A 24,232-nucleotide genomic window follows, 5' to 3' on the forward strand; every position below is an offset into this window, starting at 1 on the left:
AAAAGTCCGGCGTGGAAGACGGACAAACAAAACCCGCCGGTGGGCGGGTTGGGGAAAGCGGCTCAGGCGTAGTAACGCTGGCTGAATTCCAGCATGCGCTCGATCGGCAGCCGCGCCGCGTCCATCTGTTCCCGGCTGAGGTAGTCGATGCGCAAGCCCACGCCCTGCTGGGCGCGCTTGACCGCTTCTATGGTGTTCATCTTCATGTACGGACAGGAGTTGCATTGGCAGCCGGCGTAGATCGGCGCCTGACGCAGGTCCAGATCCGGACGGGCCAGTCCCATGTTGTAGAGGATGCCGTCTTCGGTGGCAACGAAGATCACCGCGTCCGGGCTGCCGGAGAATTGCTTGACCCAGTTGAGCATGCCGGAGGTGGAGCCGACGTAATCGGCCTTCTTCAGCACCGGCAGCGGGCTTTCCGGATGGGCGATCAGGTATTTCTCCGCGCCGGCGACCGCGAAGGCCTCGTCCAGCGCCGCTTCGTTGAATTTGTCGTGCACCTCGCACACCGCCGACCACAGCGGCATGTCGTAGCCGTACTGATAGTTGAGGTAGCCGCCCATATTGCGGTCCGGCGAGAAGATCACTTTTTTGCCTTCGGCGTACAGGTGGGCAATGATGTCGTCCACATTGCGGCTGGTGACGATCCAGTCGGACAGCGCTTTGTGCTCGGCGCTGGAGTTGATATAGGAAACGTGCACGTGGTCCGGGTGCTGCTTGCGCCATTTGGCCAGCGCGGCGACGTCGGTCTGTGTCACCAGCGAACAGGTGGAACCGGCGTCGGGCAGAATCACTTCCGCCTGGGGATTGAGGATTTTCGCGGTTTCCGCCATGAAGCGCACGCCGGCAAAAACGATGATGTCGGCATTGGCTTCCTTGGCGTACAAAGAAAGTTCCAGGCTGTCGCCAACCTTGTCGGCCATTTTCTGGATTTCAGGCTGGGTATAGTAATGGGCAAGCGTGACGACGCGTTTCGTCATGATGGATCGACTCCCGCCGCCATCCGGCCTTGTTGGAGCAAGGGGCGCGTGGCGACTTTGTGCGGTGCAGTAAAGAGCTATTGCTAAACAGCAAAGATTAACAATATTGTAGTGTCCGCGCCAGTCCATTCTTGTTAGGCCCTTGCGGCGAAGCGGGGCGCGATGGATTCGGCTTGCCGGAGGTCAAGATGACGTCAAGGTTCAGTCTGCATGATGATGGCTCGGCGGGCGGTGAGCATGACGACGAGCACGATTACAATCACCCGCATCGCCATCCCCACGGCGGGGTGACGGGCGCGGCGGCGCGCGCCGCCAGCATGCGCGCCTTGCGCTGGGTGGCGCTGCTGACGATAGGCTTCGCCTGCGTGGAAGCGGTGGGCGGCTGGGCGACGGGATCGCTGGCCTTGTTGTCGGACGCCGGCCATATGCTGACCGATTCCATTTCGCTGTTGCTGGCCTTGTGGGTGGCGCATATCGGCCGCCGTCCTGCGGACGAGTCGCATTCTTTCGGCCATGGCCGCGCGGAGGTGATAGGCGCGTTTCTGAACAGCTTGTTCATGTTCGGCGTCATCGTTTTCATCGCGGTGGAGGCGGTGCGGCGCTTGCTGGAGCCGCACGCGGTCAACGGCCTGGGGGTGATGGGCATCGCCGTGGCCGGCCTGCTGGTGAATGTGCTGGCCGTGTGGATTCTGAGCCGCGGCGCGCACAGCCTTAACAGCAAGGCGGCGCTGCTGCACGTGATGGGGGATTTGCTGGGCTCGCTGGCGGCGATCGCTTCCGGGGCCATCGTGTACTGGACCGGTTGGACGCCGGCGGATCCGATCTTGTCCATGCTGGTGGCCTGTCTGATTCTGTCGTCTACCTGGCGGCTGCTGCGCAAGTCGCTGGCGGTGTTGATGGAGGAGGTGCCGGCGGAGCTGGATTTTAACCGCATCGGCCGCGCCCTGGGCGGCATCGCCGGGGTGAGATCGGTGCACGATCTGCACGTCTGGACCATGGCCGCGGACCGCGTGGCCTTGTCCGCGCATTTGCAGGTGGCCGCGCCGCAGGATTGGCCGCGCATTCTGGCGGCTTGCCAGCGCATGCTGTCGCGCGAGTACGGCATCGATCATGTGACTTTGCAGCCGGAGTGGCCGTTGCCGCCGCCGGCGGGGAAAACCGTGCCGGTTACCATTATTTCCGAGGATAAGCATCAATGAGGCCGCATTACCTGACACCGTTGTTTTCGCCGCGCAGCGTCGCCGTGATCGGCGCCAGCGATACGCCGGGCTCGATCGGGCAGGCGGTGTTCGCCAATCTGCTGGCGGGCAACTTCCAGGGCAAGCTGTTTCCGGTCAACCTCAACCACAAGGTGGTGGCCGGGGTGCCCGCGGTGGCTTCGGTGCGCCAGATCAGCGAGCCCGTGGATCTGGCGGTGGTGGTGACCGCCACCCGCACCCTGCCGGCGATCATGAAGGACTGCGGCAAGAAGGGCATCAAGGCGGTGCTGCTGGCCAAGGAGTTCGCCGACAGTGAGCAGCTGGAGCGGGAGATCATCAACGAGACGCTGTCCATCAGCCGCCATTTCGGCATCCGCATCCTGGGGCCGAACGTGCTGGGCCTGATGCGGCCGGTGGCCGGCTTCAACGCCAGCAACTACACCAGCAAGGTGAGGCCGGGCAATCTGGCGCTGGTGTCGCAGTCGTCGGCGCTGTGCACGGCGATGCTGGATTGGGCGGACAGCAAGGGCATCGGTTTTTCCAGCGTGATTTCTGTGGGCAACGCGCTGGACGTCGGCTTCGGCGAAATTCTGGATTACCTGGTGGCGGACAACTTTACCCAGGGCATTCTGTTGCATGTCCACCACATTCACGACGCGCGCCGCTTCATGTCGGCGCTGCGCGCCGCGGCGCGCACCAAGCCGGTGGTGGTGATCAAGTCCGGCCGCTATGAAGACGCGGTGACCGGGGTCACGCATTCCAGCAATCTGGTGGAGAGCGGCGATGTGTTCGACGCCGCGCTGGCGCGCGCCGGCGTGCTGCGGGTCGACACCATCGCCCAGCTGTTCACGGCGGCCAAGGTGCTGGCAGCCAACTACCGGGTGGGCGGCAAGCGGCTGGCCATCGTCACCAACGGCATCGGCCCCGGCGTGCTGGCCGCCGACAGCGCCTATTCCAACCGGGTGGAGCTGGCCAAGCTGTCTGATTCCACCGTGGAACTGCTCAACGGGGTCTTGCCGCGCAATTGGTCGCATGGCAACCCGCTGGACATCATAGGCGACGCCAGTCCCTCGCGTTTTCGCACCGCGGTGAAGGCCTGTCTGGACGACCCCAATGTGGATGGCGTGATGGTGGTGTTCACCCCGCAGGCCGGCACCGACCACCTGACCACGGCGCAGTTGATGATCGGCTTGCAGCGCGAATCCGCCAAGCCGCTGTTCCTGTCTTGGCTGGGCGACGCCAAGGTGTCGGAAAGCCGCGAACTGTTTTCCAAAGCCAAGTGCGCTCACTTCCGCGCGCCGGAGTACGGCATCGAAGTGTTCCGCAATCTGGCGGCTTATCAGCGCAACCAGCAGTTGCTGTTGCAGACGCCGGGGCCGCTGGAGGGCAAGCGCGCCGACCCGGACGTGGCCAAGGCGCGCAAGGTGATCGCCTCGGCGTTGAAGGACGGCCGCGACATTCTGTCCGAGCGCGAGTCTAAGGAGGTGCTGGCCGCCTTCCAGATTCCGGTCAATCCCACCCGGCTGGCGCGTACCGCCAACGAGGCGGTCAAGCAGGCCGACAAGATCGGCTACCCGGTGGTGCTGAAGATCGATTCGCCGGACATTATTTATAAGTCGGACGTTGGCGGCGTGGAGCTGAACATCAGCAATGAGGCGACGCTGCGCGAGGCGTTCGACGCCATCATCGGCCGCACGCGCCAGGCGCGGCCGGAGGCGCGCATCGACGGGGTGTCGGTGCAGCCCATGCGCAAGCGCCGCTTCGCCCGCGAAGTGATGGTAGGCGTTACCCACGACGAAGCCTTCGGGCCGGTGATCACTTTCGGCGCCGGGGGCATCGCGGTGGAGGTGATGCACGACCGCGCGCTATCCCTGCCGCCGCTCAACGGTTATCTGGTGGCCAGCATGATCCGGCATACCCGCATCGGCCAATTGCTGGGCGCGTTCAAGAACCTGCCGGCGGTGGATCAGGACGAGTTGGAGGATGTGCTGCTGCATGTGTCGGAAATGGTGTGCGAGCTGCCCGAGCTGCGCGAGATGGACATCAATCCGTTGGTGGCCGACGAGCAGGGCGTGATCGCGCTGGACGCCCGCATCATCGTCAGGCCGCGGCGGCCGGACTTGAAGCGCTACGCCCATATGGCCATCATGCCTTATCCCAGCCATATGGTGGTGTGCGCCAAATTGAAGGACGGCACCAATGTGATGGTGCGGCCGGTGCGTCCGGAAGATGCGGATATGCAACAGGAGTTCGTACGCAATCTGTCCGAGGAGAGCCGCTACAACCGCTACCTGTCCAGCATCAAGCAATTGTCGCAAAGCATGTTGGTGCGATTCACCCAGCTGGATTACGACCGCGAGATGGCGCTGGCGATGACGCGCGAACAAAAAGACGGCGAGGAAATGCTGGCGGTGGCGCGTTTCATCACCGATCCGGACAACGAGGGCTGCGAGTTCGCGCTGGAGGTGGCCGACCGCTGGCAAGGCAAGGGCATAGGCTATCTTCTGATGAGCGCCTTGTTCGACGCGGCGCGGGAGCAGGGCCTGAAAGTGATGCGCGGCGAGGTGTTGGCCGGCAATAAGGGCATGTTGAAACTGATGCACAAGCTGGGCTTTTCCGTGGAGCCGCACCCGGAAGACCGGGCCCTGACCATGGTGTCCAAGAGCTTGTAACGGCGGGCTTGACAGGCGTCTTGCATTAAGCGCTTGCAAGATAAGGGAAAACTGACCTAAAATCGTGGGCTTTTCTCATACCGTTTTTATTCAAGGACAATCGACAATGGTAGTGATTCGTCTGGCACGTGGCGGCGCCAAGAACCGTCCGTTCTACAACATCGTGGTGACCGATTCCCGTAACCGTCGTGACGGTCGCTTCATCGAGCGCGTTGGCTTCTACAACCCGGTTGCCAACGAGAAGCAAGAGCGCGTTCGTTTCACCATGGACCGCCTGAACCACTGGGTTGGCGTTGGCGCTCAAGTTTCCGACGCCGTTGCCAAGCTGCTGAAAGAGCAGAAGGCCGCTGCCTAAGCGTTCGTTGACACATCAACTGACGGACTAGGCGCATGCGCAACGAAGATCTCGTAGTGATGGGGTTTGTGCGTGGCGCCTTTGGTGTCAAGGGCTGGGTGAAAGTCCAGGCCGACACCGAATACGCTGACGGTCTGTTCGACTACCCGGTCTGGTGGCTGGGCAAGGAGAACGACTGGAAGCCGTACACATTTGAAAACGGCGCTCTCCAGCCCAAGGCGCTTGCCGCCAAGCTGGAAGGCGTGGAAGACCGCGATGCGGCCGAAGCCCTGCGCGGCATGCAGATCGCCGTGCCGCGCGAAGAGTTGCCGGCCGCCGAGGAAGGCGAATACTACTGGACCGATCTGATCGGTCTGGAAGTCGTCAATCTGCAAGGCGAAGTGCTGGGCAAAGTCAGCGAATTGATGGAAACCGGCGCGCACGATGTGTTGGTGGTGCAAGGCGCGGACGGCCAGCGCATGATTCCCTTTGTGGATCAGTATGTGCTGGAAGTTCAGCTTGCCGCAGGCAAGATCCAGGTGGACTGGGGTCTGGACTACTGATGCAGATCGACGCGGTAACGCTGTTTCCGGAGATGTTCGATTCCATCGCCCGCTTTGGCGTTAGCCAGCGGGCGCTTGATTTGGGCATTTGGGGTTTTCAGGCCTGGAATCCTCGCGATTTCACGCATGACAACTACCGCCGGGTAGACGACCGGCCTTATGGCGGCGGCCCCGGCATGGTGATGCAGATCGAGCCCCTGGCGCAGTCCATCGCGGCGGCCAGGGCGAGGCAGGCGCAAGCCGGAGCCGAGCGCAGCCATGTGATTTATCTTTCGCCGCAAGGCCGTCCGCTGACGCATGCGAAGGCGGCGGAGCTGTCGCAAAGAGCAGGCCTGATCCTGCTGTGCGGCCGCTACGAGGGCGTGGACGAGAGGTTGATCCAGCGCGAGGTCGACGAGGAGATTTCCATAGGCGACTACGTGCTGTCCGGCGGCGAGCTGCCGGCCATGGTGCTGATGGACGCGGTGGTGCGTTTGCTGCCCGGCGTCCTGAACGACGCGCAGTCGGCTTACGAAGATTCATTTGTGGACGGGCTTCTTGATTGTCCGCACTATACCCGACCCGAAGACTATCAGGGCATGCGGGTGCCGGACGTGCTGTTGTCCGGTAATCATGCGCTGATCGCTAAATGGCGGCTGAAACAGGCTCTGGGCAGGACGATGCAACGTCGCCCGGATTTGCTGCAAGGCCGTATTTTGACAAAACAGGAATCTCGGCTGCTGGCGGAGTACCAGCAGGAACAAGATCTCCAGAAAAACCAGGAGTGAATCATGGATCTGATCCAGAAACTCGAGCAAGAAGAAATCGCCCGCCTGGGCAAAACCCTGCCGGAATTCGCCCCGGGCGACACCATCGTCGTTCAGGTGAAGGTTAAGGAAGGCAACCGCGAACGTCTGCAGGCTTACGAAGGCGTGGTTATCGCCAAGAAAAACGCTGGCCTGAACAGCGCTTTCACCGTGCGCAAGATGTCCGCCGGCGAAGGCGTAGAGCGTACTTTCCAAACCTACTCCCCGCTGGTGGCTTCCGTTGAAGTGAAGCGCCGTGGTGATGTGCGTCGCGCCAAGCTGTACTACCTGCGCGGCCGTACCGGCAAATCCGCACGCATCAAGGAAAAACTGCCGGCTCGCAAGCAAGGCTAAGCCTTGTCGAGTCAGGCTTAGGCTTGATGACAGTTCAAAGCGCAAGGCGATGCCTTGCGCTTTTTTATTATCCGGAGGCGGACACATGGAATACAGCGCGGTGATCGACGCGCCGTTCGGGCAGCTGGGCATGGTATGTCTCGACGGCGCGCTGGTGAATCTGGAATTCCTGGCTGAGCGGCAAGCCCTCAGGCCGCCGGAACCGCGCAGTCTGGAGCAGGAGGTGGCGGAACAGCTGCGCGCTTATTTCGTCGATCCGCGCTTTGGCTTCAGCCTGCCTTATCGTTTGCGGGGCAGCGAGCACCAGCAGCGCGTCTGGCGCGAGATAGAACGGATTCCCTGCGGGCAGATGGCGCGCTATCAGGATATCGCCACGGCGCTGGGCTCGTCGGCGCGGGCGGTGGGCAATGCCTGCGGGCGCAATCCGGTGCCCATCATCGTGCCTTGCCACCGTGTGGTGGCCCGCAACAGCCTAGGCGGCTTCAATCGCTCCTTGGGCCGGGAAACCGTGGACATCAAGCAGTGGCTGCTGGCGCATGAGTTCGGTTGTTGAGCGGAGGGACGCGCGCAAGGCGCCGCTTTGCGTCTGTTGAGGCGCGAGTCGAGGGCATTGCGCGAGGCCCGGGCTCGCCTTGAAGGGGAGCAGGGGAATGTTTTGCCCGCGAGGCGGACAAAGACTGAGGGTTATTCAGTATGGATGTTTCGCGCGGGCGGCGGCCTGACGCGCATATCGGCGGACGACGACAATAATGGATGCGAGCAGCGAAGCAATGAAGGCGGCCGAGGAGGTCATCGACGCGTTTCTGGACCAGTTATGGTTGAGCGACGGCCTGTCCAAGAACACCCTGGCCGCGTATCGGCGCGATCTGGGCAAGCTGGCAGCGAGACTGGGAGACGAGGGCGTTAGCCTGACGGAGGCCGCTTCTGAGCACCTGGAGCAGGCGCTTTTGCTGGGCGTGGACCGAGAGAAGCCGGCGACCCGGGCGCGGATGGTGTCGGCGATGAAGCGCTTTTATCAATATCTGGCGCAGGCGGGTTTGCGCGGCGACGACCCTTGCGCGCGCTTGCGCGCGCCCAAACAAGGGCCGCGCTTGCCCAAATCCCTGTCCGAGCGGCATGTGGAAGCCTTGCTGGAAGCGCCGGACGTGGGCACGCCGCTGGGCCTGCGCGACCGCGCGATGCTGGAGCTGCTTTACGCCAGCGGCTTGCGGGTGTCGGAGCTGGTGGGCTTGACCCTGCAACAAGTGAATTTGCTGGACGGCCTGGTCAAGACCATGGGCAAGGGCAATAAGGAGAGACTGGTGCCCTTGGGGGAGCTGGCCCAGGAGTGGCTGCAGCGTTATCTGTCCGAGGCGAGGCCGCTATTGCTGGCGGGCGCGGTCTGCGACACGGTGTTCGTGACCCAGCGCAAGGCGGGCATGACGCGGCAGATGGCCTGGCATCTGATCTCGCAGTACGCCAAGCGCCAGGGCTTGCCGGCGGTGAGCCCGCACGTGTTGCGTCACGCCTTTGCCACCCATCTGGTCAACCACGGCGCGGATTTGCGCGTGGTGCAGCTGCTGCTGGGGCATTCTGACATTTCCACCACGCAGATCTATACCCATGTGGCGCGCGAGCGCTTGAAACAGCTGCACGCCAAACATCATCCTCGCGGTTGAGATGAAAAGAAAAACGCCCGCGTCAGCGGGCGTTGCGTATTGCCGTATCAAGATCAGGCCGGTTCGGGCGCTAAGGCCTGGTGGTCGAACTGCAGCTCCACCTTGTCGTCTACCACGGTGACGGTGACTTCGCCGCCGGTGACCAGACGGCCGAACAGCAACTCGTCGGCCAGCGCCTTGCGCAGCGTGTCCTGGATCAGACGCGCCATCGGGCGGGCGCCCATCAGCGGGTCGAAGCCGTTCTTCGCCAGGTAGCGCCGCAGCTCGTCGGTGAAGTGGATGTCCACCCGCTTCTCCGCCAACTGCTGCTCCAGCTGCATCAGGAACTTGTCCACCACTTGCAGGATGATCTGCTCGTCCAGCATCTTGAACGGGATGATGGCGTCCAGGCGGTTGCGGAATTCCGGACTGAACTGTTTCTTGATGTCGCCCATCTCGTCGCCGGCCGCCTTGGTCTGGGTGAAGCCCAGCGTCGGCTTGGACAGGGACTCCGCGCCCGCGTTGGTGGTCATGATGATCACCACGTTGCGGAAGTCCGCCTTGCGGCCGTTGTTGTCGGTCAGGGTGCCGTGGTCCATCACCTGCAACAGCACGTTGTAGATGTCCGGATGCGCTTTTTCGATCTCATCCAGCAAGACCACCGCGTACGGATGCTTGTTAACCGCCTCGGTCAACTGGCCGCCCTGTTCGAAGCCGACATAGCCCGGAGGCGCGCCGATCAGCCGAGACACCGCGTGGCGCTCCATGTACTCGGACATGTCGAAGCGGATCAGCTCCACGCCCAGGATATAGGCCAGTTGCCGCGCCACTTCGGTCTTGCCGACGCCGGTGGGACCGGAGAACAGGAAGGAACCGATCGGCTTTTGCGGATTGCCCAGGCCGGAACGCGTCATCTTGATGGCGCTGGCCAGCCCTTCGATGGCTTTTTCCTGACCAAAGACCACGTTTTTCAGATCGCGCTCCAGGTTCTTCAGCACGTTCTTGTCGTCGGACGACACGGTCTTGGGCGGAATGCGCGCGATCTTGGCGACGATGTCCTCGATCTCGGTCTTGTTGATGACCTTCTTCTGCTTGGACTTGGGCAGAATCTTCTGCGCGGCGCCGGCCTCGTCGATCACGTCGATGGCCTTGTCCGGCAGATGGCGGTCGTTGATGAAGCGCGCCGACAGCTCCGCCGCGGTGGACAGCGCGGACTGGGTGTATTTGACGCCGTGGTGGGCCTCGAAGCGGGATTTCAGCCCCTTGAGGATTTCCACGGTCTGCTCCACCGTCGGCTCGTTGACGTCGATCTTCTGGAAACGGCGCGACAGCGCGTTGTCCTTCTCGAAGATGCTGCGGTATTCGTTGTAGGTGGTCGCCCCGATACAGCGCAGGCTGCCGTTGGACAAGGCCGGCTTCAGCAGGTTGGACGCGTCCAGCGTGCCGCCCGAGGCCGCCCCGGCGCCGATCAGCGTGTGAATCTCGTCGATGAACAGAATGGCGTTGCTGTCCTCGGTCAATTGCTTGATCACCGCCTTCAGCCGCTGTTCGAAATCGCCGCGGTATTTGGTGCCGGCCAGCAGCGCCCCCATGTCCAGCGCGTAGACGGTGGACTTGCCCAGAATCTCCGGCACTTCGCCGTTGACGATGCGGCGCGCCAGGCCTTCGGCGATGGCGGTCTTGCCCACGCCGGCCTCGCCCACCAGCAAGGGGTTGTTCTTGCGGCGACGGCACAGAATCTGCACGGTGCGCTCCAGCTCGGACTCGCGGCCGATCAGCGGATCTATCCTGCCGTCGCGCGCCTGCTGGTTGAGGTTCAGCGTGTAGTTTTCCAGCGCGCCGCCCGGACCGGTGGCCTGCTCCTCGCTCTCCGCTTCGCCGCTGCTGTCGCGCGGCTCCTGCGGCTGCTGCTGCGAGCGCTGCTTGGTGATTCCGTGAGAAATGAAATTCACCACGTCCAGCCGCGAAATGCCTTGCTGGTGCAGATAGTACACCGCGTGGGAGTCCTTCTCGCCGAAGATGGCCACCAGGATGTTAGCCCCGGTCACCTCTTTTTTGCCGGAAGACTGCACGTGCAGGATCGCGCGCTGTATCACGCGCTGGAAGCCGAGAGTGGGTTGAGTTTCCACCTCCGCCTCCCCGGGCACGGTGGGGGTGTGCTCATCGATGAAATCGCCCAGCTGTTTTTTCAGCTGGTCGATGTTGGCTCCACATGCGCGCAGTACTTCGGCGGCCGACGGGTTGTCGGTCATCGCGAGTAACAGATGCTCCACGCTGATGAACTCGTGGCGCTTGCGCCTTGCGTCCATGAACGCCATGTGCAGGCTTACTTCAAGCTCCTGGGCAATCATCAGTTTTCCTCCATAACGCACTGGAGCGGATGCTGGTGCGCTTTCGCATATTGCAACACCTGCTCGACCTTTGTTGCAGCCACGTCTTTGGTATAAACGCCACACACGCCGTGACCTTGCGTGTGGACTTGCAGCATGATGTGAGTGGCCTTTTCGCGGTTCATGTAGAAGAACTGCTGGAGGACCTGGATCACAAAATCCATCGGGGTAAAATCATCGTTCAATAACAAGACCTTATACATCGGGGGTGGGTTTTCCCTAACCCGGGACGCCTCTTGTATGGCATCGTCCTTGAACTGCGTAGACATGTCGGCTTTCGTGGAATCTGCGTCTTACTTCAATTTGGGTTCCCCGAGAGTTTTTTTCAAGGGGACTGGCACTTTTCCTCTACGACTTGACGATGAGCGGCGGGTTGCGTAGAAATGCAGCTGGTGCTTGGCTTAACTGTTTGGCATTTTTTTGCGCAAGGCAAGCCAGACAACTCTTATTAAGCTCTAAGTTGGTCGGCTTCACCAGCCTTTTTTTGCAAGGAAGTAAGAATGGCATTAGGTACCGTTAAGTGGTTCAATGACGCTAAAGGCTTTGGCTTCATTACTCCGGATGAAGGCGGCGAGGATTTGTTCGCTCACTTCTCGGCCATCAACATGCAAGGCTTCAAAACCCTGAAAGAAGGGCAACGTGTAAGCTTTGAAGTGGTGTCCGGTCCGAAGGGCAAGCAAGCGTCCAATATTCAGAACGCGTAACACCGGTTTTACTGTCTGTTTGTCGCAAGGCAAACAGCCCAGCTGATTGATGAAAAGCCCGCCATCCGGCGGGCTTTTGTTGTTGTCAGGCCGCTTGTTTGAGCGTCCGCGGCGCGGTGGGACCAAACTGGCGCGCCAGCGCGATGAAGGTGAGCGCGCCCGCTGCGGCCAGCAGCAGCCAGGGCAGGCCGGCTTGATGCCGGCTTTGGGCAAAGTCGTAGAGCCAGCCGCCGGCGAGAAAGCCGCCGCCGCCGCCCAGGGCCAGGCCCAGCCGGCTGGCGCCCATATAGCTGGCTCTGGCTTCCGGACGGGCCAGGCTGGCCACCAGGGTTTCCCGCGCCGGTTCGGTGATGAGGGTACCGAGAAAGAAGGCGGCCAGGATGAGGAAGGCGGTCAGCGGCTGCCGCGCCACGGCCATGCAGGCCAGGCTGAGGCTCATCAACGCGATGCCGGCCAGTACCCGGGTTTCCAGGCGGAAATGGCGTTCGCCCAGCCGCGCCAAAGGATAGAGCAGGCTCAGCGACAAGGCGGTTTCCAGGCCGTACATCCAGCCCACGGCCTGGGCGGTGCCGGTCAATTGCTTGATGGCGATGGGCAGCAACAGCATGATCTGCACGCTGAGCAGGTAATAACCGCTGAGCGTGAGCACCAGCTTCAGGAAACGATGATCGTTCAGCACGATGCGGATGGAGGCCAGCGCGGGCGCCCGCCGGGCGGCGACGCGGTAGTTCGGCAGCAGGCAGGCGTTTGCCGCCGCCGCCGCCAAAAACGCGATGGCGCCGCCCAGGCATACCCAGCGGAAGTCGAATTGCAGCAGCCAGGAGCCGAACAAGGCGCCGCCCACCGCGCCGGCGCTGTCCTGCATCATCAGCAGCGAATAGAAGCGGTTGCGTTCGCGCGGCCGCGTCAATTTGGCCACCAGCGCGGAGCGCGGCGGATCGAACAGCGTGCCGCCCAGGCCGGAGAGCAGGCAGGACAGCCAGAGCTGCCACGGCGCGTTCGCCAGCGCCATGGCGGCAAAGCCGGCGGCTCGCAGCAGCATGCCGGCCACGATCAGCGGTTTGGCGCCGAAACGGTCGGCCAGGGAGCCGCCGAACAAGCCCAGTCCTTGCTGGGTGAACTGGCGCAAACCCAGCCCAAAGCCCACCGCGGCCGCGGTCCAGCCCAGTTGATCGACGAAATGCAGGCTGATCAGCGGAAAGACCATGAAGAAACCAAATACCACGATCAGGTTGTCCAGCAGGATGAAGCCTTTGCCCAAGGTCCGGGCCCGCTTTAGCAGCGCCATGAAATCTCCTTATTTTCATGTCATTCTATGAAGGCTCCTGATATTCTGAAACTGACTAATCCGTAATAGTTAATATTGGATTTTCTTATGTCTATCGCGCTCTCCGATTTGCGCCTATTGCTGGATATCGCCGAGCTGGGCAGTTTCAGCCAGGCCGCCGCCAAGCGCGGCTGGTCGCAGCCCCAGGTCAGTCAGCGAGTGCAATTGCTGGAGCAGGAGCTGGGGACTTGCCTGTTTCATCGCCACCGTCGTGGCGCGGAGCCCACAGCGGCCTGCCTGGCCTTTTTGCCATCGGCGCAGCAGGCGGTGTCGGCCTTGGAGCAGGGGAGGGAGATCCTGCAGGGCACGCCGGCCTTGCCCTGCCTGCGGCTGTCTTGTCTGCCGTCGCTGACTTCGGCGGTTTTCGGTCCTTTATTGCTGGACCTGGCCGAGGCGCCGCTGGAAATCCGCTGCGACACCGATCACTCGCCGCTAATCATGCAGAACCTGTTGTCCGGTCTGGTGCAGGTCGGCTTTGTGCTGCGGTGTCCGGCGATGGCGGGCATTCAGATGGAAACGCTGTGGCGCTCTCCCATCGTGGCGGTGGCGGCGGCTGGGCATCCCTTGGCGGAGCGGGAGCAGCCGCTGAGTCTGGAGGAGGTGGCGTCCTACCGGATCGCGCCCCAGTACTGGGGCGTGGAGTGCGACGAGTTGATACGCCGGCTGCGGCTGGCGCGCACCGTGGCCCAGCCCATCCATGCGATCCAGCCGGCGTCGGCGGCCAGGGAGTTGGCCTTGCGTCACGGTTTTCTGTGTTTCATGCCGGAGCTGTCGATTCAGTCCGATCTGGCCGACGGGGTTTTGCGACGGCTGAGCATTGCCGACCTGCCGGCCTGGCAGTGGGAGGTCACCATGGCCTGGCGCGCCGGCAAGCGCAGGGATGCGGGGAAGGAGCTGGTGCTGGACGCCGCCCGGGCTTTGGCCGGGCGGTGGGCCTCAATGGCGTCCGGCTAGCGATTCGGCGGCGCTTTGCGCCAGTTGGCTGTATTGCTGACCGAACTCGGCCACCATCTGGCGCAATCTGGCGGTGTCGCGGGCGATGATGGTCTTGAGCAGGTTTTCCAGGAAGAGTTGGGTCTGGTCCATCTGGCTCTTGCCGGCGCGCAGAATGGCGAACAGGCAGCGCTGAGTCAGCGGCAGCAAGTCCTTCAGCGTGTGTTCCAGGTAGCGGTTGCCGGCGTAGCGGTACAGGGTGTCGAGAAAATCGACGCCGTGGTCGTAAAAGCCGTGCAAATCGTCTTTGCGGTTGCATTCGGCTAACTGGGTGGTGACTTCGAAGAAGTGGGCCAGGTCGTCGTTTTGCCAGGAGGTGGCGAGGTTACAGACCGCTTGATCCAGCAGCAGGAACCACAGTTCGAAGAAATGGCGCACATCCTGACCGGTGATGCTGGACACCACCGCGCCGCGACGCGGGAAAATCTCCACCAGATGGCGGCGTTGCAAAATCAATAAAGCTTCGCGTACGGACCCGCGGCTGACTTCCAGTTCCGACGCAATGCGCAATTCCTGGATGCGCTCTCCGGCTTGCATCGTGCCTTGTATGATTTGTTTGCCCAGGTATTGGGCAATTTGTTCGGTCAGTGAGTCGTTCGCTTTGAACGTCATCTTGCTCTCCGGAATAGAATATTATTATTTTCCTATGTTTGATATGCGCCGGCAATCAAACTGCAACGTTTGTCTGGCAGTAGTTTGTCCGACAGGTTGTTGTTATCAAAACATTATCAGCGGTTTTGGCGTCGACTGTTGTCAACTTGCCGCACTAGACAAGCGTTGCGAAGGTTTTACTTGCGCATTCATCATATCAATCATACGATTAAAACGCTTGTTTGAAATGGCTGACACGAGAGGGGCTATCAAAATAGGCGAGAGGCGACGGAGAGGCATTTCCGCCGTCTTGCGGACCCGGCCGGCGGCCGGCCCGAGCGGGAACAGCAGCCTCGCAGGCGACGAGCGGCGCAAGCCGAACGCCGCCGCAAGCGGGCCGTCCCGCGGGGGCGTCGAAGCCGGCGCGGCGTTTGCGAACTTTAGCGGGTTGTGTCCGGTGTGGAACCGGGAGTGTGATTCAGGCCTTCGCCCATGGCGAAGGCCTTTTTTCTTGCCGCTTATTCGGGACGACGGCAGGCCATCAGATAATTGACGGCGGTGTCGTCGCCCAGCGCGTAGATGCGCGTCAGCGGGTTGTAACTCATGCCGCGGACGACATCCAGCTCCAGACCGGCGTTGCGGGCCATGCGCGACAATTCCGAAGGCTTGAGGAAGCGCGCGTATTCATGGGTGCCGCGTGGCAGCATGTTCAGCACGTATTCGGCGCCGATCACCGCCAGCAGATAGGATTTGGCGTTGCGGTTGAGCGTGGAGAAAAACACCCAGCCGCCGGGTTTGACCAGGCTGGCGCAGCTGCGCACCACGCTTTGCGGGTCCGGCACGTGTTCCAGCATTTCCATGCAGGTGACCACGTCGAAGCTGGCCGGCGCTTCCTCCGCCAGTTCTTCCACCGCCACGCAGCGGTAATCCACCGCCACGCCGGACTCCAGGCTGTGCAGCTGAGCCACTTTCAGCGATTTCTTGGCCAGGTCGATGCCGGTGACGCCGGCGCCGCGCGCGGCCATGCTTTCCGCCAGGATGCCGCCGCCGCAGCCCACGTCCAGCACTTGCTTGCCGGCGATGGTCGCGCGCGCGTCGATGAAGTCCAGGCGCAGCGGATTGATTTCATGCAGTGGCTTGAACTCGCCGCTCATGTCCCACCACTTGTGCGCCAGCTGGCTGAATTTGTCGATTTCGGTTTCGTCTACATTAATCATGATTATTTCGCCAGAATGCGATGACGCCAATCTTCCGCGCGAGCCTTGAGCGCGGCTTCGTCCAGAGTTTTGAGTTGGCGTTGTTCCAATAGGGCCTGACCTTTGACCCAGACATGGCTGACTTGTTCGCGGCCGGCCGCGTAGACCACGTGGGAGATCGGGTCGAAGGCCGGCGCGGTTTCGATGGCGGACAGATCGATGGCGATCAGGTCGGCCTGCTTGCCGGTCTTGATCGAGCCGACTTTGTCGGCGATGCCCAGCGCGCGCGCGCCGTTGAGCGTAGCCATGCGGATGGCGGCGGCGGCGGGCACCGAGGTGGGGTCCAGCGTGCCCACTTTGGCCAGCAGCGCCGCCAGCCGGGTTTCCGCCAGCATGTCCAGTTTGTTGTTGGAGGCGGCGCCGTCGGTGCCTATGCCCACCGCGATGCCGGCCTGCAGCATCTTGGGAATGGGGGCGATGCCGGAAGCCAGCTTCATATTGGACGAGGGATTGTGCGCCACCGACACGCCGTGCTTGGCCGCCAGTTCGATTTCCTCGTCGTTCAGATGCACCATGTGGGCGGCGATCAGGCGCGGCGACAGCAGGCCCAGCTGTTGCAGGCGGGCCAGCGGGCGCTGGTGCCGCTCCTTGACGCTGTTGCTGACCTCGTCCGCGGTTTCGTGGATATGGCAGTGGATCAGCATGTCTTCCTGTTCCGCCAGCGTCACAACCTTGGCGAAGGTGTCGTCCGACACCGTGTAGGGCGCGTGCGGCGCCAGGGTGAAGGTGATCAGTTCTTCGCCCAGGAACTGGCGGCGCTCGGCCAGGGACTTGCTGATGTAGTCGTCGGCGTTGCTGGCGTAATTGGTGGGGAACTCCAGGATGGAACAGCCGACAAAAGTGCGCATGCCGGAGGCCAGGCCGGCGCGGGCCATCGCGCCGTGATAGAAATACATGTCGTTGATGGTGGTGGTGCCGCCGCGGATCATCTCCCCCATCGCCAGCAGCGCGCCGTCGAACACGAAATCGTCGCGCACGTGTTTGCCTTCGGCCGGCCAGATATGATTGGTTAGCCAGTCCATCAGCGCCTTGTCGTCGGCGAGGCCGCGCAAGAGCGTCATCGCGGAGTGGCCGTGCAGATTGATCAGGCCCGGCATCAGCACGTGGTTGGGCAATTCCACGCGTTGATCCGCTTCCAGCGCGCCGGCTTGGTCGGCTGGAATAATCGCGGCAATCCTGCCATCCTTCAGAGCAATGGCGTGGTTTTCCAGGATTTCGCCGTCTTCCTCGACGGTAATGATCCAGCGGGCGGTGATAATTTTGTCATAACGGGACTGGGACATGGGGCAATCCTGGCGCGATTTTGAAGTGACGTGGATTGTAGGCCGAGGCTAAATGCAAGGCAATGACGGAGCGTGGGAAGCGGCGGCGAAGCAGGCCGGCGCAAGGCTTGCCGGATCCGGGCTTGACAAGGCGATGACTAGTGAATATTCCAGCATTTTGCCGCGATTATCCGGTGTATACTTTTGAAAATATGAACAACTGACGCATGGGCTCAATTGCCTGCGGCTAATGGCGAGCGATAATAAACGCAAACATGGCACACCACGCTGACGATAAATCCACAGCCAGTACCGGCCTTTCCCTCAGGGCTGTCTTTCTCATCGCCGTGGTGCTGGGCTTGCTGATTCCCGCGTCCATCATCAGTTATCTGAGTTTCAATATTCAACGGGACGCGTTGACCGCCCAGTTGGAAACCGATCAAAAACGCCTGCTGGACATCGTCGCTCTGGGCATGCAGGAGCCCTTGTGGAATCTGAGCCGCCAGGCCGGCAACCCGTTGATCGCTTCGGTGATGGAAGACGCGAGGGTGGTTTCCATCCGCGTCACCGACACCCAGTCCAATCAGATCTTTCTGTCTTCGGTGCGCGCGGAGCGCCGCATCGGCAGCGTCTCCTTTGTGGAAAAACCGGTGATCTACCGCGGCGAGGAAATCGGCCAGGTGACGCTGGAATTCGACAATGAACACCTCGCCATCGCGCTCAACAACCAGATCAAGAATATTCTGATGATTCTGGCGGCGCAGCTGGTGTTGTCCATTCTGCTGATCATGAGCATTCTGCACTCGCGCTTCCTCAGCCCGATGAAGGCCCTGACCGAACAGGCGCGCTTGCTGGCCGAACTCAAGCTGGACCGGCCGTTCGAATGGCAGCGCCGCGACGAGATCGGCCATCTGGGCAAACACTTGGAATGGACCCGCGCGGAACTCAAGCGCTTGCTGGACGAGCTGCGCGCCAAGACGCTGGCGCTGGAGGCGGACATTTCCCGCCGCCGCGAGGTGGAGGACGCGCTGCGCCGCTCCGAGAACAAATACCGCGAGCTGTTCTGGTCCAACCTCGACGGCATTGTGATCAGCTCGCTGGACGGCCAGGTGATAGACGCCAACCCCGCCTTCCTCAACCTGATGTGCTACAGCCTGGATCAGCTCAAGCTGCAGAATTTCTGGACGCTGGTGGGGCCGGAGAGCGAGGCGCTAGAGCGCTTCAATCTGGATAACAAGGTATTGCGCTTCGGCTACTGCGACGAGTTCGAGGCCACCTATATCAACCGTTTCGGCAACCCGGTGCCGGTCAGCGTCAAGACCGTGGCGATGCGCGACGCCTTCGGCCGCATCAACGCGGTATGGCGCATGGTGCGCGACATCTCCGAGAAACGCGCGGCGGAGGAAAGGGTGCAACTGGCCGCCAAGGTGTTCGAGAACACGGTGGAAGGCATCATGATCACCGATGCGGACAAACGCATCCGCAGCGTCAACCGCGCTTTCACCGAGATCACCGGCTACACCCAGCACGAGGTGCTGGGCCAGAAGACCAGCGTGCTGTCCTCCGGCCGCCACGACCAGCCCTTCTACGAACAGATGTGGCAGTCCATCGCCGACCACGGCTCCTGGCAAGGCGAGTTGTGGAACCGCCGCAAGAACGGCGAGGTGTTCCCGGAATGGCTGGCGATCAACGCGGTGCGCAACAGCCTGGGCGAAATCACCCATTACGTGGCCATCTTCAGCGATCTGACCGAACGCAAGGCGGCCGATGAGCGCATCCAGTTCCTCGCCCATTTCGACGTGCTGACCAGCTTGCCCAACCGCGTGCACATGCAGGACCGGGTGGAGCTGGCTATCCACAACGCCGGCCGCGACAACGAGCGGCTGGCCTTGTTGCTGCTGGACCTGGACCGCTTCAAGACCGTCAACGAATCGCTGGGCCACACCGCCGGCGACACCCTGCTGCAGGTGGCGGCGGATCGGATCAAGGGCGTGCTGGGACCGGGAGAGATGCTGGCGCGCCAGGGCGGCGACGAATTCATCGTGCTGTTGCCGGTGATTTCCGATCCGGGCGAGGCGGCGATGGCGGCGGAGCGCATCCGCGACGCCTTCACTGCGTCGATAGAGTTGCACAATCATGTGATCACCATCACGCCGTCCATCGGCATCAGCGTCTACCCGGACGACGGCCGCGACTACGAGACTCTGGTGCGCAACGCCGACGCGGCGATGTACCACGCCAAATCCTCGGGCCGCAACAGCTATAAGTTCTACACCGCCGACCTCAACGCCCGCGCCCGCGAAATCCTGGCGATTGAAAGCCAGCTGCGCTTCGCGCTGGAGCGCGAGGAGTTCGTGCTGCATTATCAGCCGCAAGTGGAAATGGCCAGCGGCCGCATCATAGGCGCCGAGGCGCTGATTCGCTGGAACCATCCGTCGCTGGGCGTGCTGGGGCCGGTGCGTTTCATCGAGGTGGCGGAGGAGCGTGGCTTCATCGTGCAGATCGGCAACTGGGTGATAGGCGAGGCCACGCGTCAGCTGGCCGCCTGGCGCAGCCAGGGCCTGCCGGAACTGACCCTGGCCATCAATCTGTCCGCCTTGCAGTTCCGCCAGTCCGATCTGGCGGATCAGATCACCTCGGCGCTGGCCACCAACGGCCTGCCCGGTCACGCGCTGGACATCGAGGTGACCGAGAGCGTGGTGATGGAAGATGCGATGGCCACCATACAGGCCATCGACAATATGAAGAATATGGGGCTGAAGCTGTCCATCGACGATTTCGGCACCGGCTATTCCAGCCTGTCCTATCTGAAGCGCTTCAAGGCGGACAAGCTGAAGATCGACCGTTCCTTCGTGCGCGACATCCCGCACGACGCCGACGACACCGCCATTGCCCGCGCCATCATCAATATGGCCAAGAACCTGAATATGAAGGTGGTGGCGGAAGGGGTGGAAACGATAGAGCAATGGCACTTCCTGCAACGCGAAGGCTGCGAATACGTGCAAGGCTACTTGATCGCCCGGCCGCTGCCGGCGGACGAGTTCGTCAAACTGCTGGCCCAGGACTGCCTGTTGCCGCAGGAGTGAGCTGACCCAAGGGCAGGGACGGGAGCGCGCGGATGACTTTCAAGATTGGCGACGAGGCGGTGGATGTCGGCAAGGAAGTGCTGTCGCGCAGCCTGGACTTCGTGCCCATTCCCATCCTGATTTCAGAGTCCGACGCCAAGCTGGATCAGCCCGGCCGGCGCGTGCATCGCTATCTGAACCGCGCTTTCCTGCAGCAGATAGGCTACACGCTGGAGCAGATGCCGGACATGGAGGCCTGGTTCCGTCTGGCTTATCCTGATCCGGCCTACCGTTTGGAGGTGGAGCAAAGTTGGCTGCAGGCGGTGAAGGACAGCCTGGCGCTGGGCCGCAACCTGGCGGAGATGACGGTGAGGGTGTGCTGCGCGGACGGCCGCCTGCGCTGGTTCATCGTCACCGCGCAACTGCATGCCGATCTGCTGCCCAACTGGCACATCGTCACCTTCCGCGACGTGGACGACCTCAAGTGCGCGATGGACGAAAACGTCAGGTTGTCGCGCACGGATTTTCTCACCGGTTTGATCAACCGCCGCGAGGCGGTGCGTCAGATGGAGGCCGCCTGGCTGCAATGGCTGCAGACGCGCCGGCCGTTCGCGGTCTTGTTGTGCGATATCGACCATTTCAAGCTGGTGAACGACCATTTCGGCCATGACGGCGGCGACTATGTGCTGGTGGAAGCGGCGCGCTTGCTGAGCGAGACGTTTCCGGACTTGCTCTGTTCGCGCTGGGGCGGGGAAGAGTTTCTGCTGCTGGCTCCGGACGCCGATCAGGCCAAGGCCGCCGCCTTGGCGGAACAGGCCCGGCAGCGGCTCGCCGCCGCCAGTCTGCAATGGCAGCAGCATCCGGTGCCCTTGACCCTGAGCATAGGCCATGTCTGCGCGCAGCCGGGCCTGGAAGTGGAGGTCTTGCTGCAGCGCGCGGACGCCGCCTTGTACCAGGCCAAGGCGGCGGGGCGCAATTGCTGCCGGGCGGGGTGAGGCCGGCGGGCCGTCAACGGGCGGTCATCGCCTGTCTCAGGTAGTCGATGAACGCCCGCAGTTTCGCCGGCTGATGCAGGTGGTGCGGGTAATACAGGTAGAAGGCCTCCGCCGGCGGCATCCATTCTTCCAATACGGCGATCAGGCCGCCGTCCGTCAGATGGGGTTCGGCCATCGCCTGCGGCAGATAGACGAGGCCGAGTCCGCCCAGCGCGACGTGCAGCGCCGCCGCGGTGTCGTTGGCGGTTAGCGGCCCTTGCACCGCGACTTCGAACGGCCGGCCGGCGTCGACGAATTGCCAGCGGTAGACTTGGCCGCTGCTGGCGAAGCGATAGCGCAGGCAATCATGTTGTCGCAACATGGCCGGATGCGCGGGTACGCCGCGCGTTTGCAAATAAGCCGGGCTGGCCGCCACGCAAAAGCGGAGCGGGGCGCTGACCGCCACCGCCTGCATATCCTGTTGCAGGCTCTCGCCGAAGCGCAGGCCGGCGTCCAGACCGCGCTCCACGATATCCACCAATTGATTGTTCACGTCCAGTTCCAGCTTTAGCTGCGGATGCGCGCGCATGAAGCCGGCCAGCAAGGGATACAGCAGCAGGGCGGCGGCGGTATGCGGCAAGGTCAGCTTTAGGGTGCCGCTGAGCTGACCTTGCCATTGGCGAGTGTCTTCCAGCGCGCCGTCCAACTGTTCCAGCAGCGGCCTTATCCGCGCCAGCAGCGCCTGGCCGGCTTCGGTCAGCCCAACCTTGCGGGTGGTGCGGTTCAGCAGGCGCACGCCCAGTTGCGCCTCCAATTGACGCAGCGTCTGGCTCAGCGCCGAGGGCGTGACCTCTTGCTGGGCGGCGGCGCGGGTGAAGCTGCCGTGCTGGGCGATGAGGCGGAAGGCTTGCAAGGCGTGCAGGGAGTTTTGCGACATTGTGAAGATTTTCTACGTAATGCATGCAGATTAAGCCGGTTTTTCCGATGAAGGCAAGCGCATATGCTTCAGGCATCTTAACCGACCACGAAGGATGGCTGGCATGAAACAACGTATCTTGGGCCGTAACGGCCCCTCCGTTTCCGCTTTGGGCTTGGGCTGCATGGGCATGAGCGCTTTCTACGGCGCGCATGACGACGCGGAATCGCTGCGCACGCTGAATCACGCGCTGGATCGCGGCGTCAATCTGCTGGACACCGCGGATATGTACGGACCTTACCGCAACGAGGAATTGCTGGCGCAGCTGCTGAAGTCGCGCCGTAGCGAGGTGGTGCTGGCCACCAAGTTCGGCATCGTGATGGACCCGGCCAATCCGGCCGCGCGCGGCGTCAACGGACGGCCGGAATACGTGCGCAGCAGTTGCGAAGGCAGCCTCAAGCGGCTGGGTGTCGACGTCATCGATCTTTACTATCTGCACCGTGTGGACCCGCAAGTGCCTATCGAAGAAACGGTGGGCGCGATGGCGGAGCTGGTGCGCGCCGGCAAGGTCCGTTACCTGGGCCTGTCCGAGGCCGCGCCCGACACCTTGCGCCGCGCGCACGCCGTCCATCCCATCCACGCGCTGCAAAGCGAATACTCGTTGTGGACGCGGGACCCGGAGCAGCAAACGCTGGCCTTGTGCCGGGAGCTGGGCGTCGGTTTCGTCGCCTACAGCCCGCTGGGGCGCGGTTTTTTGACCGGGGCGATCCGAAGCCCGGACGACTTCGACGCCGACGACTACCGGCGCGGCAATCCGCGCTTTCTCGGCGAGAATTTCCGCCGCAATCTGGCGCTGGTGGACCGGGTGAAGGCCTTGGCCGAAGCCAAGGGCTGCACGCCGGCGCAATTGGCGCTGGCCTGGGTGCTGGCGCACGGCGATCACATCGTCGCCATTCCCGGCGCGCGCCGCATCCGCAATCTGGACGACAATCTGGGCGCGCTGACGCTGGAACTGAGTCCGGCGGAGCGGGCGGAAATCGACGCGCTCTTTCCGCCGGAGGCCGTCAGCGGCCTGCGCTACGCGTCCGAGGTGATGGCGACGGTGCAGCGCTGAGCGCGGTTCTAGCGGTCTCGCCGCCAGTCGCGGCGGTCGCGCTCATGGCCGCGGCCATGGTCGTGATCGTCGTCGCCATGCCAGCCGTGGCGTTCGTGTTCGCGCCTGTACTCATGGCCGCGTTGAACCTGCTGATAACGCGGCACATAGACTTGGCGGTACCACTCGTCGCGAACGAAGTAGACCGGGCGGCCGCAGGCGCCGTAGCGGCCGCAGTAGCGACGCCAATCCTTCATGTGGCCGGGCGGCACCCGCAGATACATCGGTGCCACCGCCACCGGGGCGGGCTGGATGACCACCGGTTGCGGATAGATCAGCTGCGGCGTCGGGAAACCGCCCAGGCTGAGTTGTCCGTAGAAACCGGGCTGGCCGATGGTGATGGAGACGCCGGCCTGGGCCGGCATGGCGCAGAGCCATGCCGAGGCGCTCAGCGCGGCGAATGCGAATAGACGTTTCATGGCGAATGTCCTTTTAGTCGTACAAGCGAGTGTTGTACTGCCAATATCGTCCGGCACTATTGCGCATGCGCGAAGCTGAAGGACGGAATGATGTCTATTGTTGGCGGAAAGGAGGTTTAGCAAACAAAAGCAAAACTTCTCGGCCGCGATGGACGGCCTGGCATGGCGCCCTGCGTTGCCGCGAGTCTTGCCTTCTATAGGAAACGCTTTCATGCAAAAACTTCTGCAAGTCCACTTTGATTTTTCCGGTCCTTTCGGCGACGAGATGGCAAGCCGCTTGCAAGAGCTGGCGGCGTCCATCAATCAGGAGCCCGGCTTCATCTGGAAAATATGGACGGAGAGCCCGGACCGGCAAGAGGCCGGCGGCATTTATCTGTTTGCCAGCGAAGAAACGGCGCAAGCTTATCTGCGCATGCACAGCGCAAGACTGAAAGCCTTGGGGGTGGCCGAGGTCAGCGGCAGGATTTTCGACGTGAACCTGGCGCTCAGCGAGCTCAATCATGCGGGCTTTGCGCGCGGGCCGGAGCCGCTTGGGGCCGAGTAGCCGGCAGCTCTGGTCAGCGGGACTCCGCGCCAAGGCCTTGCCCGCGCGTGAAAAGCGCGATGCGGGGGGAGGGGGTGCGGGAAAAGAAAAAGCCGCTCGCCGGAAGGCGGGCGG

At 62.5% G+C, this 24,232-nt stretch carries 23 protein-coding genes; 14 read left to right on the forward strand and 9 right to left on the reverse strand.

Features of this window, described 5'->3' with window-relative positions:
• Positions 1-62: 62 nt before the first annotated feature.
• Positions 63-980, reverse strand: a complete 918-nt coding sequence (nadA, locus tag ACODRW_RS02555; RefSeq protein ID WP_107798147.1) for a quinolinate synthase NadA — start codon at positions 978-980, stop codon at positions 63-65.
• Between the two features lie 188 nt (positions 981-1,168).
• On the opposite strand from nadA, the gene ACODRW_RS02560 reads away from it, so the two are divergent.
• From ACODRW_RS02560 to xerD, 8 genes are all read left to right on the forward strand, one after another.
• Positions 1,169-2,179 carry a cation diffusion facilitator family transporter gene (locus ACODRW_RS02560; RefSeq protein WP_227106919.1) on the forward strand — a complete coding sequence of 337 codons (1,011 nt, stop codon included), beginning with the start codon at positions 1,169-1,171 and terminating at the stop codon, positions 2,177-2,179.
• Positions 2,176-4,851 (forward strand): bifunctional acetate--CoA ligase family protein/GNAT family N-acetyltransferase, encoded by a 2,676-nt coding sequence (locus ACODRW_RS02565; protein WP_107798148.1) that lies wholly within the window; start codon positions 2,176-2,178, stop codon positions 4,849-4,851. Before ACODRW_RS02560 ends, ACODRW_RS02565 begins: the two co-directional genes overlap by 4 nt.
• 106 nt (positions 4,852-4,957) lie before the next feature.
• On the forward strand, positions 4,958-5,206 hold the full coding sequence (rpsP, locus tag ACODRW_RS02570) for a 30S ribosomal protein S16 (protein ID WP_019102878.1): 249 nt from the start codon (positions 4,958-4,960) through the stop codon (positions 5,204-5,206).
• Between the two features lie 35 nt (positions 5,207-5,241).
• Complete coding sequence (gene rimM / locus ACODRW_RS02575) at positions 5,242-5,748, forward strand: ribosome maturation factor RimM (protein WP_488905123.1); 507 nt, start codon at positions 5,242-5,244, stop codon at positions 5,746-5,748.
• Positions 5,748-6,515: a tRNA (guanosine(37)-N1)-methyltransferase TrmD gene (trmD, locus tag ACODRW_RS02580; RefSeq protein WP_048415670.1), complete on the forward strand. Its 768-nt coding sequence runs from the start codon at positions 5,748-5,750 to the stop codon at positions 6,513-6,515. Before rimM ends, trmD begins: the two co-directional genes overlap by 1 nt.
• A 3-nt stretch (positions 6,516-6,518) precedes the next feature.
• Positions 6,519-6,887, forward strand: a complete 369-nt coding sequence (gene rplS / locus ACODRW_RS02585) for a 50S ribosomal protein L19 (protein WP_019102875.1) — start codon at positions 6,519-6,521, stop codon at positions 6,885-6,887.
• Positions 6,888-6,972: 85 nt separating this feature from the next.
• Positions 6,973-7,440, forward strand: a complete 468-nt coding sequence (locus tag ACODRW_RS02590; RefSeq protein ID WP_107798150.1) for a methylated-DNA--[protein]-cysteine S-methyltransferase — start codon at positions 6,973-6,975, stop codon at positions 7,438-7,440.
• Positions 7,441-7,636: 196 nt separating this feature from the next.
• Positions 7,637-8,545, forward strand: coding sequence for a site-specific tyrosine recombinase XerD (gene xerD / locus ACODRW_RS02595; RefSeq protein WP_488905124.1), 909 nt, complete (start codon positions 7,637-7,639; stop codon positions 8,543-8,545).
• Between the two features lie 53 nt (positions 8,546-8,598).
• Here xerD and clpA read toward each other — a convergent pair whose 3' ends face one another.
• Both clpA and clpS read right to left on the reverse strand, forming a co-directional pair.
• Positions 8,599-10,875 (reverse strand): ATP-dependent Clp protease ATP-binding subunit ClpA, encoded by a 2,277-nt coding sequence (gene clpA, locus ACODRW_RS02600; protein ID WP_227106924.1) that lies wholly within the window; start codon positions 10,873-10,875, stop codon positions 8,599-8,601.
• Positions 10,875-11,183: an ATP-dependent Clp protease adapter ClpS gene (clpS, locus tag ACODRW_RS02605; RefSeq protein ID WP_019101854.1), complete on the reverse strand. Its 309-nt coding sequence runs from the start codon at positions 11,181-11,183 to the stop codon at positions 10,875-10,877. The genes clpA and clpS overlap by 1 nt, the downstream gene beginning before the upstream one ends.
• Before the next feature lie 231 nt (positions 11,184-11,414).
• On the opposite strand from clpS, the gene ACODRW_RS02610 reads away from it, so the two are divergent.
• The gene (locus ACODRW_RS02610) at positions 11,415-11,618 is read left to right on the forward strand and encodes a cold-shock protein (RefSeq protein ID WP_019101271.1); all 204 of its coding nucleotides are present in this window, start codon (positions 11,415-11,417) and stop codon (positions 11,616-11,618) included.
• Between the two features lie 85 nt (positions 11,619-11,703).
• Here ACODRW_RS02610 and mdtH read toward each other — a convergent pair whose 3' ends face one another.
• On the reverse strand, positions 11,704-12,906 hold the full coding sequence (gene mdtH / locus ACODRW_RS02615) for a multidrug efflux MFS transporter MdtH (RefSeq protein ID WP_488905125.1): 1,203 nt from the start codon (positions 12,904-12,906) through the stop codon (positions 11,704-11,706).
• An 87-nt stretch (positions 12,907-12,993) separates the two neighbouring features.
• Between mdtH and ACODRW_RS02620 the strand changes: the two genes are divergently transcribed.
• Positions 12,994-13,899 carry a LysR family transcriptional regulator gene (locus tag ACODRW_RS02620; RefSeq protein WP_107798154.1) on the forward strand — a complete coding sequence of 302 codons (906 nt, stop codon included), beginning with the start codon at positions 12,994-12,996 and terminating at the stop codon, positions 13,897-13,899.
• Here ACODRW_RS02620 and ACODRW_RS02625 read toward each other — a convergent pair.
• From ACODRW_RS02625 to ACODRW_RS02635, 3 genes are all read right to left on the reverse strand, one after another.
• A complete protein-coding gene (locus tag ACODRW_RS02625; RefSeq protein WP_107798155.1) occupies positions 13,882-14,550 on the reverse strand; it encodes a GntR family transcriptional regulator in 669 nt (222 codons plus the stop codon). The genes ACODRW_RS02620 and ACODRW_RS02625 overlap by 18 nt on opposite strands.
• A gap of 497 nt (positions 14,551-15,047) precedes the next feature.
• The gene (gene ubiG, locus ACODRW_RS02630) at positions 15,048-15,746 is read right to left on the reverse strand and encodes a bifunctional 2-polyprenyl-6-hydroxyphenol methylase/3-demethylubiquinol 3-O-methyltransferase UbiG (RefSeq protein ID WP_488905126.1); all 699 of its coding nucleotides are present in this window, start codon (positions 15,744-15,746) and stop codon (positions 15,048-15,050) included.
• 2 nt (positions 15,747-15,748) lie between these two features.
• On the reverse strand, positions 15,749-17,068 hold the full coding sequence (locus ACODRW_RS02635) for a TRZ/ATZ family hydrolase (RefSeq protein WP_107798157.1): 1,320 nt from the start codon (positions 17,066-17,068) through the stop codon (positions 15,749-15,751).
• A 254-nt stretch (positions 17,069-17,322) separates the two neighbouring features.
• On the opposite strand from ACODRW_RS02635, the gene ACODRW_RS02640 reads away from it, so the two are divergent.
• Positions 17,323-20,133, forward strand: coding sequence for a bifunctional diguanylate cyclase/phosphodiesterase (locus tag ACODRW_RS02640; protein ID WP_107798158.1), 2,811 nt, complete (start codon positions 17,323-17,325; stop codon positions 20,131-20,133).
• Between the two features lie 32 nt (positions 20,134-20,165).
• On the forward strand, positions 20,166-21,107 hold the full coding sequence (locus tag ACODRW_RS02645; RefSeq protein WP_488905127.1) for a GGDEF domain-containing protein: 942 nt from the start codon (positions 20,166-20,168) through the stop codon (positions 21,105-21,107).
• 13 nt (positions 21,108-21,120) lie between these two features.
• Here ACODRW_RS02645 and ACODRW_RS02650 read toward each other — a convergent pair whose 3' ends face one another.
• Entirely contained in the window at positions 21,121-22,023 is a 903-nt protein-coding gene (locus tag ACODRW_RS02650; protein ID WP_488905128.1) for a LysR family transcriptional regulator, read from the reverse strand.
• A gap of 103 nt (positions 22,024-22,126) precedes the next feature.
• Here ACODRW_RS02650 and ACODRW_RS02655 point away from each other — a divergent pair, with 103 nt between their 5' ends.
• Complete coding sequence (locus tag ACODRW_RS02655; RefSeq protein ID WP_488905129.1) at positions 22,127-23,116, forward strand: aldo/keto reductase; 990 nt, start codon at positions 22,127-22,129, stop codon at positions 23,114-23,116.
• Positions 23,117-23,124: 8 nt separating this feature from the next.
• On the opposite strand, the gene ACODRW_RS02660 is transcribed toward ACODRW_RS02655, so the two are convergent.
• Entirely contained in the window at positions 23,125-23,574 is a 450-nt protein-coding gene (locus ACODRW_RS02660) for a hypothetical protein (protein WP_107798162.1), read from the reverse strand.
• A 211-nt stretch (positions 23,575-23,785) separates the two neighbouring features.
• Here ACODRW_RS02660 and ACODRW_RS02665 point away from each other — a divergent pair, with 211 nt between their 5' ends.
• The gene (locus ACODRW_RS02665; protein WP_486636548.1) at positions 23,786-24,118 is read left to right on the forward strand and encodes a monooxygenase; all 333 of its coding nucleotides are present in this window, start codon (positions 23,786-23,788) and stop codon (positions 24,116-24,118) included.
• Positions 24,119-24,232 lie beyond the last annotated feature (114 nt).

The sequence above is a fragment of the Chromobacterium sp. FG89 genome, from assembly GCF_057808735.1.

Coding starts and splice junctions, on each gene's coding strand:
- nadA (WP_107798147.1), bottom strand. CDS start 980: ATGACGAAACGCGTCGTCACGCTTGCCCATTACTATACCCAGCCTGAA.
- ACODRW_RS02560 (WP_227106919.1), top strand. CDS start 1,169: ATGACGTCAAGGTTCAGTCTGCATGATGATGGCTCGGCGGGCGGTGAG.
- ACODRW_RS02565 (WP_107798148.1), top strand. CDS start 2,176: ATGAGGCCGCATTACCTGACACCGTTGTTTTCGCCGCGCAGCGTCGCC.
- rpsP (WP_019102878.1), top strand. CDS start 4,958: ATGGTAGTGATTCGTCTGGCACGTGGCGGCGCCAAGAACCGTCCGTTC.
- rimM (WP_488905123.1), top strand. CDS start 5,242: ATGCGCAACGAAGATCTCGTAGTGATGGGGTTTGTGCGTGGCGCCTTT.
- trmD (WP_048415670.1), top strand. CDS start 5,748: ATGCAGATCGACGCGGTAACGCTGTTTCCGGAGATGTTCGATTCCATC.
- rplS (WP_019102875.1), top strand. CDS start 6,519: ATGGATCTGATCCAGAAACTCGAGCAAGAAGAAATCGCCCGCCTGGGC.
- ACODRW_RS02590 (WP_107798150.1), top strand. CDS start 6,973: ATGGAATACAGCGCGGTGATCGACGCGCCGTTCGGGCAGCTGGGCATG.
- xerD (WP_488905124.1), top strand. CDS start 7,637: ATGGATGCGAGCAGCGAAGCAATGAAGGCGGCCGAGGAGGTCATCGAC.
- clpA (WP_227106924.1), bottom strand. CDS start 10,875: ATGATTGCCCAGGAGCTTGAAGTAAGCCTGCACATGGCGTTCATGGAC.
- clpS (WP_019101854.1), bottom strand. CDS start 11,183: ATGTCTACGCAGTTCAAGGACGATGCCATACAAGAGGCGTCCCGGGTT.
- ACODRW_RS02610 (WP_019101271.1), top strand. CDS start 11,415: ATGGCATTAGGTACCGTTAAGTGGTTCAATGACGCTAAAGGCTTTGGC.
- mdtH (WP_488905125.1), bottom strand. CDS start 12,906: ATGGCGCTGCTAAAGCGGGCCCGGACCTTGGGCAAAGGCTTCATCCTG.
- ACODRW_RS02620 (WP_107798154.1), top strand. CDS start 12,994: ATGTCTATCGCGCTCTCCGATTTGCGCCTATTGCTGGATATCGCCGAG.
- ACODRW_RS02625 (WP_107798155.1), bottom strand. CDS start 14,550: ATGACGTTCAAAGCGAACGACTCACTGACCGAACAAATTGCCCAATAC.
- ubiG (WP_488905126.1), bottom strand. CDS start 15,746: ATGATTAATGTAGACGAAACCGAAATCGACAAATTCAGCCAGCTGGCG.
- ACODRW_RS02635 (WP_107798157.1), bottom strand. CDS start 17,068: ATGTCCCAGTCCCGTTATGACAAAATTATCACCGCCCGCTGGATCATT.
- ACODRW_RS02640 (WP_107798158.1), top strand. CDS start 17,323: ATGGCACACCACGCTGACGATAAATCCACAGCCAGTACCGGCCTTTCC.
- ACODRW_RS02645 (WP_488905127.1), top strand. CDS start 20,166: ATGACTTTCAAGATTGGCGACGAGGCGGTGGATGTCGGCAAGGAAGTG.
- ACODRW_RS02650 (WP_488905128.1), bottom strand. CDS start 22,023: ATGTCGCAAAACTCCCTGCACGCCTTGCAAGCCTTCCGCCTCATCGCC.
- ACODRW_RS02655 (WP_488905129.1), top strand. CDS start 22,127: ATGAAACAACGTATCTTGGGCCGTAACGGCCCCTCCGTTTCCGCTTTG.
- ACODRW_RS02660 (WP_107798162.1), bottom strand. CDS start 23,574: ATGAAACGTCTATTCGCATTCGCCGCGCTGAGCGCCTCGGCATGGCTC.
- ACODRW_RS02665 (WP_486636548.1), top strand. CDS start 23,786: ATGCAAAAACTTCTGCAAGTCCACTTTGATTTTTCCGGTCCTTTCGGC.